Annotated in this window: 13 protein-coding genes; 5 read left to right on the top strand and 8 right to left on the bottom strand. The window is 69.3% G+C overall.

Annotated features, from left to right (window positions below):
• Window positions 1-24: 24 nt before the first annotated feature.
• From AB4Z01_RS26925 to AB4Z01_RS26915, 3 genes are all read right to left on the bottom strand, one after another.
• Window positions 25-585: a nucleotidyltransferase family protein gene (locus tag AB4Z01_RS26925; protein ID WP_441698953.1), complete on the bottom strand. Its 561-nt coding sequence runs from the start codon at window positions 583-585 to the stop codon at window positions 25-27.
• 2 nt (window positions 586-587) lie between these two features.
• A complete protein-coding gene (locus AB4Z01_RS26920) occupies window positions 588-1,127 on the bottom strand; it encodes an NAD-dependent epimerase/dehydratase family protein (RefSeq protein ID WP_441698952.1) in 540 nt (179 codons plus the stop codon).
• Between the two features lie 220 nt (window positions 1,128-1,347).
• Window positions 1,348-2,319: an RluA family pseudouridine synthase gene (locus AB4Z01_RS26915; protein ID WP_441698950.1), complete on the bottom strand. Its 972-nt coding sequence runs from the start codon at window positions 2,317-2,319 to the stop codon at window positions 1,348-1,350.
• A 157-nt stretch (window positions 2,320-2,476) separates the two neighbouring features.
• On the opposite strand from AB4Z01_RS26915, the gene crcB reads away from it, so the two are divergent.
• Window positions 2,477-2,869: a fluoride efflux transporter CrcB gene (crcB, locus tag AB4Z01_RS26910; protein WP_441698949.1), complete on the top strand. Its 393-nt coding sequence runs from the start codon at window positions 2,477-2,479 to the stop codon at window positions 2,867-2,869.
• Between the two features lie 89 nt (window positions 2,870-2,958).
• The gene (locus AB4Z01_RS26905; RefSeq protein ID WP_441698947.1) at window positions 2,959-3,459 is read left to right on the top strand and encodes a hypothetical protein; all 501 of its coding nucleotides are present in this window, start codon (window positions 2,959-2,961) and stop codon (window positions 3,457-3,459) included.
• 3 nt (window positions 3,460-3,462) lie between these two features.
• On the opposite strand, the gene AB4Z01_RS26900 is transcribed toward AB4Z01_RS26905, so the two are convergent.
• From AB4Z01_RS26900 to AB4Z01_RS26885, 4 genes are all read right to left on the bottom strand, one after another.
• Entirely contained in the window at window positions 3,463-4,146 is a 684-nt protein-coding gene (locus AB4Z01_RS26900) for a DUF2459 domain-containing protein (protein WP_441698946.1), read from the bottom strand.
• Window positions 4,143-5,030, bottom strand: a complete 888-nt coding sequence (locus AB4Z01_RS26895; protein ID WP_441698945.1) for a hypothetical protein — start codon at window positions 5,028-5,030, stop codon at window positions 4,143-4,145. The genes AB4Z01_RS26900 and AB4Z01_RS26895 overlap by 4 nt, the downstream gene beginning before the upstream one ends.
• Before the next feature lie 67 nt (window positions 5,031-5,097).
• Window positions 5,098-6,021 (bottom strand): aspartyl/asparaginyl beta-hydroxylase domain-containing protein, encoded by a 924-nt coding sequence (locus AB4Z01_RS26890; protein ID WP_441698944.1) that lies wholly within the window; start codon window positions 6,019-6,021, stop codon window positions 5,098-5,100.
• 132 nt (window positions 6,022-6,153) lie between these two features.
• Window positions 6,154-7,470: a replication-associated recombination protein A gene (locus tag AB4Z01_RS26885; protein WP_441698942.1), complete on the bottom strand. Its 1,317-nt coding sequence runs from the start codon at window positions 7,468-7,470 to the stop codon at window positions 6,154-6,156.
• 232 nt (window positions 7,471-7,702) lie between these two features.
• Between AB4Z01_RS26885 and AB4Z01_RS26880 the strand changes: the two genes are divergently transcribed.
• Together AB4Z01_RS26880 and AB4Z01_RS26875 are read left to right on the top strand one after the other, a co-directional pair.
• Window positions 7,703-8,896: an efflux RND transporter periplasmic adaptor subunit gene (locus AB4Z01_RS26880; protein WP_441698940.1), complete on the top strand. Its 1,194-nt coding sequence runs from the start codon at window positions 7,703-7,705 to the stop codon at window positions 8,894-8,896.
• A 12-nt stretch (window positions 8,897-8,908) separates the two neighbouring features.
• On the top strand, window positions 8,909-12,097 hold the full coding sequence (locus AB4Z01_RS26875; protein ID WP_441698938.1) for an efflux RND transporter permease subunit: 3,189 nt from the start codon (window positions 8,909-8,911) through the stop codon (window positions 12,095-12,097).
• A gap of 28 nt (window positions 12,098-12,125) precedes the next feature.
• On the opposite strand, the gene AB4Z01_RS26870 is transcribed toward AB4Z01_RS26875, so the two are convergent.
• The gene (locus AB4Z01_RS26870) at window positions 12,126-12,962 is read right to left on the bottom strand and encodes a hypothetical protein (protein WP_441698936.1); all 837 of its coding nucleotides are present in this window, start codon (window positions 12,960-12,962) and stop codon (window positions 12,126-12,128) included.
• 185 nt (window positions 12,963-13,147) lie between these two features.
• Here AB4Z01_RS26870 and AB4Z01_RS26865 point away from each other — a divergent pair.
• Window positions 13,148-13,388, top strand: a 241-nt coding sequence (locus tag AB4Z01_RS26865; protein ID WP_441698935.1) for a hypothetical protein, incomplete at its 3' end; no start/stop codon positions are given.

Genomic DNA, 13,388 nt, shown 5'->3' with positions numbered 1-13,388 from the left:
CGCCCCTCATGGCAATTCGCTCGGCTATTCCGCGATGGTCAGCCAGGGCCAGCGCGCCCGGTATGCCTCGGCCTTGGCGCGGAACAACTCGGGCGACGGGTTCAGCGGGTTGGGCCGGAGCATGCCGTCGACCATGTCCTCGAGCCCGTTCGGGGCGTAGAGCCGGCCCGTCGCCACCTCGATGCCGATGCAGGTGCATTGCACCAGGTAGCGGTCGATACCGTCGGTGGCCGAGCGCAGCTGTGGATAGGCGCCGCCGAAACGCTTCCGGTACCAGAGATGGACCCGGGCCTGGTTCTTGACCTCGACCGGCGCGCCGAGATCCGCGACCAGGGCGGCGGTCTCGCGGATCACCGCATCCTCCGCCTCCCAGGACAGGTCGCGGTCGTCGAAATAGAACACGTCGTAATCCTTGACCGAAGTCTCCGGCGGCTGGCCGGAGCGGCGGTTCCACACCGCCTGGAACAGGCAGCCCGCGGTCAGGAAGCATTGCGGCAGGCCCAGCCGCGGCAGCCGCCGCATCAGCTCGGCGTTCACCGGATTCGCCATCGCCTGGGCGATGACGGCCTCGGCCGGGATCGGCATGGCTACTCCTCGCTCGACAGCGCCTGCCGGAACTCGGCAATCAGCCGGTCGTCGTCCCAGTGATTCTGCCTCAACCAGTCCGGCGCCGCGGCCAGCGCTGCTGGGTCGTGCGGCACCCAGCCGACGCGAATGACCCGGGCCGAGCGCGGCCCCACCGCATACATCGCCGCCAGGCTCTCCAGCGCCAGCTTGGACCGGCCGTAGCTGTTGATCGCGGCGCCGTTTTTCGGCGCGGCCCAGTCCGACGAGGCGACCACGATCCGCCCGACGCCCTGCTCCGCGCAGGCCGCGAACAGCCGGGTGGCGTCGATCACCGCCTGCCAATGCGCCGCCTCCGGTGCGTCCGGGTTCGCCGAGGTCGCCAGATGGATCAGCGCGTCGGCATCGCGCAAGGCGGCCGCGATCATCGGCTCGCCGTAGTCGGCTGTCGACAGATCGGCCCGGATCTCCGCCCCCGCGGCTCGGTCGATGCCGACGCAGCCCGGAAAGGCCCGCCGCAGCCGCCGTCCGATATTGCCTTCGGATCCGGTGATGATCAGCATTGAGATCCATCCAGGCTCGGAATGTGCGTCATCTCTCCCGCTTGCGAGACCTTTTCAGAATCCCCCGATCCGTCATCCCCGCGAAAGCGGGGATCTCGTCACGCTTCGATCGGAAAGAGATTCCCGCTTTCGCGGGAATGACAGCACAGGGAGAATTGCTGTTCTGAAAAAGACCTTCACGCAGAAGAGGCAGCGCATTTGTTCAGGCTCTACCGGTTCCTCAGTCCTCCGGCCCTTCCGGCTTCGCCTTCGGATCGAACTCGAAATAGCGGAAGGTCGTCGTCATGTGCGGCGGCAGCGGCGCGGTGACGTCGATGGTGCCGCGGGTCGGGTGCGGCAGCACCAGCCGGCGGGCGTGCAGATGCAGCTGGCGCGGCAGCTCCGCCCCGGCGATCGCGGCCTTGCCGGCGCCGTACTTGCCGTCGCCCAGGATCGGCGTGTTCAGCGCCGCCATGTGCAGGCGCAGCTGATGGGTGCGGCCGGTGACCGGCCACATCGCGACGAAGGCGGCGTGCCGGACCGCGGCTTCGACCACCGAATAGTCGGTGACCGCGCGCTGGCCTTCCTCGTCATCATCCTCGACCACCCGGCCGACATTGCTCGGCGACCGCGCCAGGGCCAGGTCGATGCGGCCCCGATGCGGCTGCGGCACGCCGACGGTCACCGCCCAGTATTCCTTGCGCGTCGCCCGCTCGCGGAACGCCTCGGCGAGCCGCCGCGTCGCCTTGGCGGTGCGGCCGATCAGCAGCACGCCCGACGTTTCCTGGTCCAGGCGGTGGATCAGCCGCGGCCGCTCCCTGGCGTCGAACTGCAGGTGGTCGAGCAGCCCGTCGACATGCGCCTTGACCTTGCCGCCGCCCTGCGTCGCCAGGCCGGACGGCTTGTTCAGCACGATCACGTCGTCGTCGATCAGCAGGATGGCGCGCTTCAGCTCCGCCGCCAGGCCCTGCTCCTTCTCCGCCTTCAGCGGCATCGGCGCGCGCGGCACCGGCGCCTGCGACGCGGCCTCGTCCAGCGGCGGGATGCGGACGATCTGGCCCGGCTCCAGCCGCTGCGCCGCCTTGGCGCGCTTGCCGTCGACCCGGACCTGCCCGGTGCGCAGCAGCTTCTCCAGCCGGCCATGGGTCAGGCCGGGGAAGCGCTGGCGGAACCAGCGGTCGAGCCGCAGTTCGCCGTCATCCTGCGTCACCATGACGGCCTGCACGGCACGCGGCGCTGGGGTCCCGGAAGGCGGGGTGGCATCGGCCGACGGCTTCGGCGCAGGATGGTCTTTGCGGGTCGACGGTGGGGTGGGCGTTCGGCTCATCGGCGTTATGTAGCACGAGGGGACCCGAGGAGGGGATCGTCGCGTGGGGACTTATCTGTGGGTCGCGGCCGGCAGCGCGCTGGGCGGCATGGCGCGGTACTGGTGCTCCCTCTGGGCGATCGAGCGCTTCGGCGCGACCTTCCCCTGGGGCACGCTGATCATCAACATCCTCGGCTCCTTCGTCATCGGCCTGTTCGGCGGCCTGACCGGGCCCGACGGCCGCTTCCTGGTCGGCCCGGACATGCGGATCTTCGTCATGGTCGGGATCTGCGGCGGCTACACCACCTTCTCCTCCTTCAGCCTGCAGACGCTGGGGCTGATGCAGGACGGCGAATGGGTCCGCGCCGGCGCCAATGTGGTGCTGTCGGTGGTATTGTGCCTGATCGCGGTCTGGCTCGGCGTCGTCGCGACCGGGGCGGCGCTGAAAGGAGTTTGATGGCGCAGGATTTTCCCGCCATCCGTGCATAAAGGGATATTATCCCGCGCAAGAGGATCGAGTCGGCTCAAGGACGGGGAGAACAGGCGATGAGGCTCGGGATCGTGGCAGGAATCGTGCTGCTGGGGGTGCTGGCGGGCTGCGCACCGAAGCCGCTGCCGCCCGACCCGACCGCCGAGCAGCTGCTGGCCCACGGCGCCAAGCCGATCCCGCGCATGGCGCTGGTCGAGCGGCTGACCGACAAGACCGTCTACGGCACCTTCTCGGTCGACACCAACACCGACAAGGCCGGTGACGCCTGGACCGAATATTTCGCTCCGGACGGGCAGCTCTGGTACCGCGACCGGCGCACCACCTTCCACGGCCGGTGGCGTGTGCCGGACGACCGGGACGAGCTGTGCCTGAGTTTCCGCGAGGGCGAGGAGCGTTGCGCCAGACTCTACGAGCTCGGCACCACGCTGCAGTTCATCTCGGCCGCCCAGGGGCCCTACCAGGGCCGTGCCATCTCCTATGCCGACAAGGTGGCGGATGGCGACATGGAGGGCTTCGTGCCGAAGAAGCCGGAGCGCAAGCGCCGGCCGCGGAAGTAGGGCTCACCCCAGCGGCCACGTCACCCCGAAGCTGAACGGCGGCCACAGCGAGGTGGGCACTCCGGCCGCGCGCAGCGCCTCGGCGGTCCAGACATTGCAGGTGCGCCAGGGGCGGTAGGTACCATGCGCGGCATAGAAGGCCTCGTGGGTCCCGGTCCCCGGCGGCGCCACCGGCACGCCGCGGCCGGCCGGGTCCAGCGCGGCCGTGCCGCGGATGAAGCCGATCAGCGCGTCCCGCCCCGCCCGGTCCAGCGCCAGCCGCTTGCAGCCCGGCACGCCCGCCGGGTCCAGCACATAGGCGACGTGCAGGGCGCTGGGGCCGCCGCCGAACAGCGCCGCCATGGCGGTGCGGACGCGGAGATCGGCCCAGCTCGGAGTGTCGCGGTAGAAGGTCAGGTCGCCCCAGCCGAACGCGACATGCAGGTTCGGCACGAAAGCGACCGGCACGGCATCCGGGAACACCGCGGTCCAGTCGACCAGCCCGTCCCGCGCCGGCAGCACGATGTCGGTGTGGGTCAGGGTGGCGCAGACATAGGCCGGCGGGTCGCTCGCGGCGACCTGCTGCACCCGGCCGCCGAGCGGCACCAGGGCCAGCGCCGTGGCGACGCCGATATAGAGCAGGGCGAGGCCGAGCAACCCGGCGGCCAGCGCGGCGACGGTTGCGAGCAGCAGGCGCAGCACTCTCATCCCCGCACCCCGAAGATCCAGCCCTCGGTCCGGGCGGTGGCGGGGTCGAGGCCCGGCGGCGACCAGATGGCGGGATCCGCCGCCAGTGCCCGCAGCCCGGCCGCGGCCACCAGCGCGTCGGTGGCGTGGTCGGTCAGCGGATCGGATGCGACGGCCGAGCCGCTGCCGAGCCGCGCCAGCGCGGCGTCGAGCTCGCCCCGGTCGCGCACCTTGGCGCTGAGGGTGCGGCCGGCGCGGCGCCAGAACAGCCGCGGGAAGATCTCGACCATGACCAGTGGCTGCGCGGCCGGCGTCTCGAACGGCCACACTGCCAGCCGCCCGTCGAGCCGGGTGCGCAGATGGTGCAGCACCCGCATCCCGGCCAGCGCGCCGGGCCCGACCGTCTTCGGTCCGAACTGCTTGAACGGGCTGTCGGGTGCGCCCAGCCGGTCGCGGCGACACGCCATCTCGGCGGCGCGGTGCGGCTCGACCCACCCCGCCGGGCGCGGCCCGCGAAGCCAGAAATCGGCGGTGTAATCGGCGTGGCGGGCGAAGCCGGCGCCGTGGAAGTCCGGTGCATCGGTCGCCACCCGGTCGACCAGCGCCCATAGCGCCCGGGCGTCACCGCCCGGCGGCAGATAGCCGGCGGCGACGGCGAAGGGCAGCGAGAAGGCGCAGTCGATCCCGGCCAGGATCCGGCCGCCACCCGTGGCCTGTGCCTCGAGCCACTCGGCCACGGCGGTCCGGGTCCAGCGCCGGCCGGAGGGCGGCGGCAGCAGCACCGGCCCGCTGGCGCCGGCCCTGCATTCGGCGACGGCGACGCCGCCATAGGCGCCGACCGCGCCGGACCAGTCGATGGCGACGAAACGATCGAAGGCGGCGGTCGGTTCGCTGTCGGATGTCACGAGGCCACGCCTGGCGAAGGCAACGACGGCAAGCCTGGTTCAGGGGCGTGGCCGAAGCGTGGCGGAGTTACGCGAGAACCAGGAAGGCGCCGAGCAGGCCGCCGAAGAAGGCGTATTTGATCGCATAGTACAGCTTCCGGTTCTTCTTCTTCACGCCCTTGAAGTAGGTCCGGATCGGATAGATGTAGGCGAACGCCTTGTTCAGTCCCGAGACCTTGTCGCCATCGGCGTTGCGGGTGGCGCCGGCCTGGATCAGGTACTTGGCGAAGAAGCGGTTCACCGCCAGCGCCCAGCGGAACCGCATCGGCCGCTCGACGTCGCAGAACAGGATCACCCGGTTCTCGTCGGAGAAGTTCTCGGCGTAGTGGATGAAGGTCTCGTCGAACACCACGTCCTCGCCGTCGCGCCAGCTGTAGGACTTGCCGTCGACGATGATGCGGCAGCGGTCGTCATTCGGCGTGATCAGGCCGAGATGGTAGCGCAGCGAGCCGGCATAGGGGTCGCGATGCGCCACCAGCTTGCCGCCCGGCGGCAGCGAGGTGAACATCGCCGCCTTCAGGGTCGGGATGGTCTGCACCAGCGCCACCGAGCGCGGGCATTGCGCCGCGGCCGAGGGCAGCGGGTCGCCGTACCACTTCAGGTAGTAGCGCTTCCAGCCGCGCCGGAAGAACGAGTTGAAGCCGACATCGTCGAGCTTGTCCGAGCCCTTGATGTCGCCCTCCTCCTGCAGCCGCAGCGCTTCGTCGCGCAGGATGTGCCAGTTGTCCTTCAGCACCTGCAGCTCCGGGAAGCTGCGCGGGTCGTGATAGGGCGTGCTCGGCACCTTCGAGAACAGATACATGAAGCAGTTGATCGGCGCGAAGAAGGTCGAGTGGTCGGTCAGCTGGCGGGTGAAGCGGTGCCGCACCTGGCCACGGAAATGCACCCACAGCGCCGAAGCGATATAGGCGTAGACGATCAGGAACTTCGGCGCGAGCACAGTGGCCAGCATCTGGGCCATACCTCCAACCGGGACCCGGGCGACGGGACCCGGTTTGCGACCAATTCGCACGCTCTATACCACCCCCGTCGCGCCACCGATAGGTTCAGGGCGCCGCAGGCCGCCATGCCGACTCGGCCGGGCCTATTCGTCCTTCTGCCCCCGCAGCTTGGCCCAATAGTCCAGCCGCTTCTTGATCTCGCGCTCGAAGCCGCGCTCGACCGGGCGGTAGAACTCCTGCCGGTCCATGTCCGGCGGGAAGTAGTTCTGGCCGGAGAAGCCTTCGTCGGTGTCGTGGTCATAGGCGTAGCCCTTGCCGTAGCCGATCTCCTTCATCAGCTTGGTCGGGGCGTTCAGGATGTGCATCGGCGGCATCAGGCTGCCGGTCTCCTTGGCCGCCCGGGCGCTGCTCTTGAACGCGGTGTAGGCGGCGTTCGATTTCGGCGCGGTGGCCAAGTAGATCACCGCCTGGGCGATCGCCAGCTCGCCCTCCGGGCTGCCCAGCCGCTCATAGGCGTCCCAGGCCGCCAGCGACTGGGTCAGCGCGGCCGGGTCGGCCATGCCGATATCCTCGACCGCGAAGCGCACCAGCCGGCGCACGACATAGAGCGGGTCCTCGCCGCCGGCCAGCATCCGCGCGAACCAGTACAGGCCGGCATCGACGTCGGAGCCGCGCAGCGATTTGTGCAGCGCCGAGATCAGGTTGTAGTGGCTCTCCTGCGCCTTGTCGTAGACCGGCGCCCGGCGCTGCACGGTCTGCGCCAGGCCGGCGGCGTCGAGCGGCGCCGCCGGCTTCAGCGCGAACAGCTCCTCCGCCAGGTTCAGGAGGTAGCGGCCGTCGCCGTCGGCCATGGCCTTGACCGCGTCACGCGCCTCCGGCGCCAGCGGCAGGGGCCGGCCCTCCGCAGCCTCGGCCCGCTGCAGCAGCTCCTCCAGCGCGGCGAAGTCGAGCCGGTTGAGGACGAAGACCTGGCTGCGCGACAGCAGCGCCGCGTTCAGCTCGAAGGACGGGTTTTCGGTGGTGGCGCCGATCAAGGTGACGGTGCCGTCCTCGACCACCGGCAGGAAGGCGTCCTGCTGGCTGCGGTTGAAGCGGTGCACCTCGTCGACGAACAGCAGCGTGCCCTGCCCCGCCGCGCGCCGGCCACGCGCCGCCTCGAAGATCTTCCGCAGCTCGGCGACGCCGGAGAAGATCGCCGACAGCGGCTCGAAATGCAGGTCGGTGTGCTCGGCCAGCAGGCGGGCCAGGGTGGTCTTGCCGCAACCGGGCGGACCCCACAGGATCATGCTGGCGATGCGATGCGCCGCCACCATCCGGCCGATCGGCCCCTCCGGCTTCAGCAGGTGGTCCTGGCCGACCACCTCGGCGATGCTGCGCGGCCGCAGCCGGTCGGCCAGCGGCCGCGGCGCCTGGTCAGCGAAAAGCGATGGGGTGTCGTCGGATCTGGGAGAGCGAGCCATGATGGCGCGCATCGTCGGCCAGCCGCCGCCGCGGCGCAATGGCGAGCTTCGCCGGCCGGGGCAGCCGGCCACAATCCGGCCATGCTTTCGCCCGGTTGTGATCACGGTCACTTCGTCCGGAACTTTTGCAGTGCAAAAGGCGAACGACCCATAGCCTTATAACCCCGACAATTGACAACCCCCCATGCAGGCACGACCCTCTTGGCCGGGGACCTCCTGTGGAGTGCGAGACATGATGACCGGGCGCCTGCAGACGCGGCCAGGAAGGGTGCTCGGCACCCTAACGGTATTGGCAACGGTGGCTTTCCTGGCCGCCTGCAACGAATCGGGCAGCGGCCAGGGCCAGTCGGCGCCGCCGCCCCCGCCGGTCACGGTGGCCACGCCGCTGGTCCAGAAGATCACCGAATGGGATGAGTTTACCGGCCGCTACGAGGCGACGGCGAGGGTGGAGGTCCGCGCCCGCGTCTCCGGCTATCTGCAGTCGATCAACTTCGCCGACGGCGCCACGGTCAAGCAGGGCGACGTGCTGTTCGTGATCGATCCGCGGCCCTACCAGGCGACGGTGGATTCGGCCAAGGCCGACCTGGCCAACGCCCAGGCACGGCTCGACCTCGCCAAGGTCCAGCTCGACCGCGCCCAGTCGCTGGTCGCCCAGTCCAACGTCTCGCGCTCATCCTACGACCAGGCGGTGCAGGAGCGGCGGGCGGCCGAAGCCGCGGTGGCGCAGACCACGGCGGCGCTGCAGTCGGCCCAGCTCAATCTCGACTTCACCCAGGTCAAGGCACCGATGGCCGGCCGCGTCTCCAACCGGCGGGTCGATATCGGCAATCTGGTGACCGGCGACCCCGGCTCGACCCTGCTGACCACCATCGTGGCGTTCGACCCGATCTATTTCGAGTTCGACATGAGCGAGTCCGACTACCTCGCCTATCAGCGCGCGGTGGTGGCCGGCAAGCTGCCCTCGACCCGCGACAACGCCACCATCATCCAGACCCGGCTGCCGGACGAGAAGGACTGGCCGCACGCCGGCACCATGAACTTCGTCGACAACCAGCTCGACCCCGGCTCCGGCACCATCCGCGCCCGCGCCATCCTGGACAACAAGGACCTGTTCATCACCCCCGGTCAGTTCGGCCGGCTGCGGCTGCCGGGATCGAACGAGTACGAGGCCATCCTGATCCCGGACAGTGCGATCCTGACCGACCAGTCGAACCGGATCGTGATGACGGTCAAGGATGACGGCACGGTCGAGCCGAAGATCGTCCGGCCGGGCCCGACCCAGCCGGGCGGCCTGCGCATCGTGCGCGAGGGCCTGACCGCGCAGGACAAGGTCATCATCAACGGCCTGGTCCGCGCCCGCCCGGGCGCCAAGGTGACGGCGCAGCCCGGCAAGATCGAGCCGGCGCCGGAATACGAAGCGAACTGAGGACAGGCCCAGATGCGCTTCTCCCATTTCTGCATCGACCGCCCGATCTTCGCGACCGTGCTGTCGATCCTGGTCGTGCTGCTCGGCGCGGCCGCCTATTTCACCCTGCCGGTGGCGCAGTATCCCGAGATCGCGCCGCCGACCATCGAGATCCGGACCTCCTATCCCGGCGCCTCGGCCGAGGTGGTCTCCAACACGGTCGCGACGCCGATCGAGCAGGAGATCAACGGCGTCGAGCACATGCTGTACATGCAGTCGCAGGCGACCGGCGACGGCCAGCTGGTGATCCAGGTCACCTTCGCGCTGGGCACCGATCTCGACATCGCCCAGGTGCTGGTCCAGAATCGCGTCGCCGTGGCCGAACCGCGGCTGCCGGAGGAGGTGCGCCAGATCGGCGTCACCGTGCGCAAATCCTCGCCCGACCTGATGATGGTGATCCATCTCAGCTCGTCGGACGGATCGCGCGATCCGCTCTACATCTCCAACTACGCGACGCTGCAGATCAAGGACGTGCTGGCCCGCCTCGACGGCGTCGGCGACGTGCGCATCTTCGGCTCCCGCGACTACGCCATGCGGGTCTGGCTGGACCCGGACAAGGTGGCCTCGCGCAACCTGACCGCGGGCGAGGTGGTCGCGGCGTTGCGCTCGCAGAACGTCCAGGTCGCCTCCGGCGTGCTGAACCAGCCGCCGGTGCCGGACCAGAGCGGCGCCTACCAGCTCAATGTCGAGACCCTCGGCCGCCTGTCCGACCCGCGCCAGTTCGGCAACATCGTCGTCAAGACCGACACCGACGGCCGCGTCACCCGCGTGCGCGATATCGCCACGATCGAGCTGGCGGCCCAGGACTACACCGCCAACGGCTATCTCGACGAACGGCCGGCGGTGCCGCTGCTGATCTTCCAGCGCCCCGGATCCAACGCGCTGGAGACGGCCGACCGGCTGATCTCGACCATGCAGGAGCTGTCCAAGAGCTTCCCGCCGGGCCTGCAGTACAACATCGTCTACAACCCGACCGAGTTCATCGCCGAATCGGTGCATGAGGTCGAGAAGACGATCTGGGAAGCGATCGCCCTGGTCGTCATCGTCGTCATCCTGTTCCTGCAGACCTGGCGGGCGGCGATCATCCCGGTCGTCGCCATCCCGATCTCGCTGATCGGCACCTTCATGGTGATGGCGGCGCTGGGATATTCGCTGAACAACCTGTCGCTGTTCGGCCTGGTGCTGGCCATCGGTATCGTCGTCGACGACGCCATCGTGGTGGTCGAGAACGTCGAACGGCATCTGCGCGAGGGCAAATCGCCGAGGGAGGCGGCGCATCTGACCATGGACGAGGTCGGCGGCGCGTTGATCGCCATCGCCCTGGTGCTGTGCGCCGTGTTCATCCCGGCGGCGATGATCAGCGGCATCGCCGGCCAGTTCTTCCGCCAGTTCGCGGTGACCATCGCCGCGGCGACGGTGATCTCGGCCTTCGTGTCGCTGACCCTGAGCCCGGCGCTCTGCGCCATCCTGCTGAAGCCGCACCAGGAGCATCACGAGAAGAAGACCTTCGTGCTGTTCCGGCCGATCCAGTCCTTCTTCCGCGGCTTCAACTGGGCCTTCGACAAGCTGTCGCTCGGCTATGGCGGGCTGACCCGGCGGATCCTGCGCTTCGCCGTGGTCATGTTGGTGGTCTATGTCGGGCTGATCGGCCTGACCGGGCTGCAGTTCGGCCGGGCGCCGACGGGCTTCATCCCCGACCAGGACCAGGGCTACCTGATCACCGTGATCCAGCTGCCCCCCGGCTCCTCCCTTGCCCGCACCGATGCGGTGGTGCGGCAGGCCGCCAAGGAGATCCTGGAAGTTCCAGGCATCGCCCATGTCGTGCCCTTCTCCGGCTTCGATGGCGCCACCTTCACCAACGCCTCGAATGCCGGCGCGATCTTCACCCCCTTCGCGCCCTTCGCCGACCGCACCGGCAAGGGGCAGACGGTGACGGCGCTGCAGCGGGCCGTGACCCAGAAGCTCGCCCATATTCAGGACGCCTTCATCATCGTCATCCAGCCGCCGCCCGTACGCGGTATCGGCACCGGCGGCGGCTTCAAGATGATGGTCGAGGACAGAGCCGGCCGCGGCCTGCCGGCGCTGGACGCCGCGACCCAGGAGATCGTGGCCAAGGCGAACCAGACCCCCGGCCTGGCCGGCATCTTCTCGCTGTTCAACACCCGCACGCCGAAGCTCTACGCCGACATCGACCGGGTGAAGGCGGAGATGCTGGGCGTGCCGGCCGATCGCGTGTTCGAGACGCTGGAGGTCTATCTCGGCTCGACCTATGTCAACGACTTCAACTATCTCGGCCGCACCTTCCGCCTGACCGCCCAGGCCGACGGCAAGTTCCGGCAGAATCTGCGCGACATCGGCAACTACAAGACCCGCAGCGACAGCGGCGGGATGGTGCCGCTCAGTGCCGTGGCCAGCTTCCAGGACCGCACCGGCGCCTACCGCGTGCCGCGCTTCAACCTGTACCCGGCGGCCGAGGTGCAGGGATCGACCCTGCCGGGCTATTCCACCGGCTATGCCCTGGCGACGATGGAGCAGATCGCCACCGAGGTCCTGCCGCAGGGCTTCGGCTTCGAATGGACCGAGCTGGCGCTGCAGGAGAAGCTGGCCGGCAACACCGGCATGCTGGTGTTCGTCGCCTCGGTGGTGTTCGTCTTCCTGCTGCTGGCGGCGCAGTATGAAAGCTGGACCTTGYCGCTGTCGGTCATCCTGATCGTGCCGATGTGCCTGCTGGCCGCGGTCACCGGCCTGCTGCTCAGGGGCATGGACGTCAACATCCTGGCCCAGATCGGCTTCGTCGTGCTGATCGGCCTGGCGGCGAAGAACGCGATCCTGATCGTCGAGTTCGCCCGCCAGGCGGAGGAGCATGGCGAGAGCCGGCAGGAGGCCGCGATCTCGGCCGCCCGCACCCGGCTGCGGCCGATCCTGATGACGTCCTTTGCCTTCATCTTCGGCGTGGTGCCGCTGGTGATCGCGTCGGGCGCCGGCTACGAGATGCGGCAGTCGCTGGGCACCGCGGTGTTCTTCGGCATGATCGGCGTGACCGTGTTCGGCCTGCTGTTCACGCCGATGTTCTACGTGGTCTGCCGCTGGCTCGGCTCGGTGGTCGGCCGGCGCAAGCCGGTGACCGCGGCGCCGAAGCCTGAGGCCGGCCCGGCGGAGTGATCGCGACGGTGGCGGCGTCCCCGGAAGCTCACTCCGGGACGCCGCCGCCCCGCGCCAGTTCCGGCAGCCGCAGCGCCCGATACAGCTCGGACAGGATTCCGGCGAAGATGCTGACCCCGAGCGCGGTTATGGTCATCGACGCAAGGCCGGCCACCAGCGTTGCGAGGCCGAAGCCCTGCTCCTGCGGCAGAATCGCTCCCAGCACCAAGCCGAGCCCGATGGAGACCAGGGCGTCCCCCAGCAGGACGATGACCAGCGCTCCCAGCAGCGCCAGCCGCCGGCCGCGCAGCAGGCGGCTGCTCCCCGCGGCGGTCAGGCCCCGGTCGCCGATCGCGATGGCGGGAAGGAGCAGCCCGTAGAAGGCGAAGGGCACAGTCGACAGCACCATGGTCACAACTGGTATCGCCAGGGCTCCCCACGCTCCGCCCTCGGCGAGCGACTGCAGCAGCGACGGCCCGCCGACGAGACCGAGCAGGATCGACAGCACGAACAATCCGGCCATGGCCGAGAGCATGCCGAGGAAGCCGAGCCAGAACTGGGCCAGGAAGTAGCGCAGTGTTCCGGCATCGGCCGGAAACGGTGCCAACTCGCCGCGCAGCACGTAGCGGTGCCAGCTGACTGCGATCAAGGCCACGGCAAACAGCAGAACCAGAATCAGCAGCAGCATCGCCAGAGCGCCGGCGCCGGACGGTGCCTGATCCGGCGCCACCATCACGACCTCGTCGCCCCACAGCCAGTCGATGGCGAAGTAGAAGATCAGTGCGAAGGCGATCGCCGGCGCGGACAGCCGCGCCAGCACCCCGGCGTGCCCCAGGCTCCAGCCCAGCGCGCGCCGCAGCAGGTCGCCGCTCGAAAGTGCCGCCATCATTCCATCCCCTTCCCACGAATCGGGGCGGATCATTTCAGCCCATGCCGGGCGGGGCAACCGGTGGAAGCGGCGCCGGCCGCCCCGGCGCGCCGCCGGCCGCGAGAAAAATACGATCGCAGTAGCATTACCGGTGGCTTTTGTTCATGCTACGTTCCATGGAGATGAGGCCTCAGGATTGCGGATTGGATGACGGGCCGGTCGATCCGGACCTGGCCTGGACGCGCTGGGCGCTGGGCTCGCTGGGCGAGCTGGTCGAGATCGGCCTCCGCTCGGCCCGGATGACCGCGACCGAGCAGATGGCGACGCCGATCACGCGGACCAAGCCGGATTTCGCGCTGGCGCAGGTGCGCCTGGCCCGCTCGGTACGGCTGTCGATCGCGATGAGCCAGCGGGTCCGCGAAAGCTATCAGGATCGCAAGAACG

It is taken from the genome of Inquilinus sp. YAF38 (genome assembly GCF_052113205.1).
Classification (GTDB): domain Bacteria; phylum Pseudomonadota; class Alphaproteobacteria; order DSM-16000; family Inquilinaceae; genus Inquilinus.
Note: the sequence above shows the minus strand (reverse complement) of the source record. Positions and strands in the feature narration are given on the sequence as shown.

Coding starts and splice junctions, on each gene's coding strand:
- AB4Z01_RS26925 (WP_441698953.1), bottom strand. CDS start 585: ATGCCGATCCCGGCCGAGGCCGTCATCGCCCAGGCGATGGCGAATCCG.
- AB4Z01_RS26920 (WP_441698952.1), bottom strand. CDS start 1,127: ATGCTGATCATCACCGGATCCGAAGGCAATATCGGACGGCGGCTGCGG.
- AB4Z01_RS26915 (WP_441698950.1), bottom strand. CDS start 2,319: ATGGTGACGCAGGATGACGGCGAACTGCGGCTCGACCGCTGGTTCCGC.
- AB4Z01_RS26905 (WP_441698947.1), top strand. CDS start 2,959: ATGAGGCTCGGGATCGTGGCAGGAATCGTGCTGCTGGGGGTGCTGGCG.
- AB4Z01_RS26900 (WP_441698946.1), bottom strand. CDS start 4,146: ATGAGAGTGCTGCGCCTGCTGCTCGCAACCGTCGCCGCGCTGGCCGCC.
- AB4Z01_RS26890 (WP_441698944.1), bottom strand. CDS start 6,021: ATGCTGGCCACTGTGCTCGCGCCGAAGTTCCTGATCGTCTACGCCTAT.
- AB4Z01_RS26885 (WP_441698942.1), bottom strand. CDS start 7,470: ATGGCTCGCTCTCCCAGATCCGACGACACCCCATCGCTTTTCGCTGAC.
- AB4Z01_RS26880 (WP_441698940.1), top strand. CDS start 7,703: ATGATGACCGGGCGCCTGCAGACGCGGCCAGGAAGGGTGCTCGGCACC.
- AB4Z01_RS26870 (WP_441698936.1), bottom strand. CDS start 12,962: ATGGCGGCACTTTCGAGCGGCGACCTGCTGCGGCGCGCGCTGGGCTGG.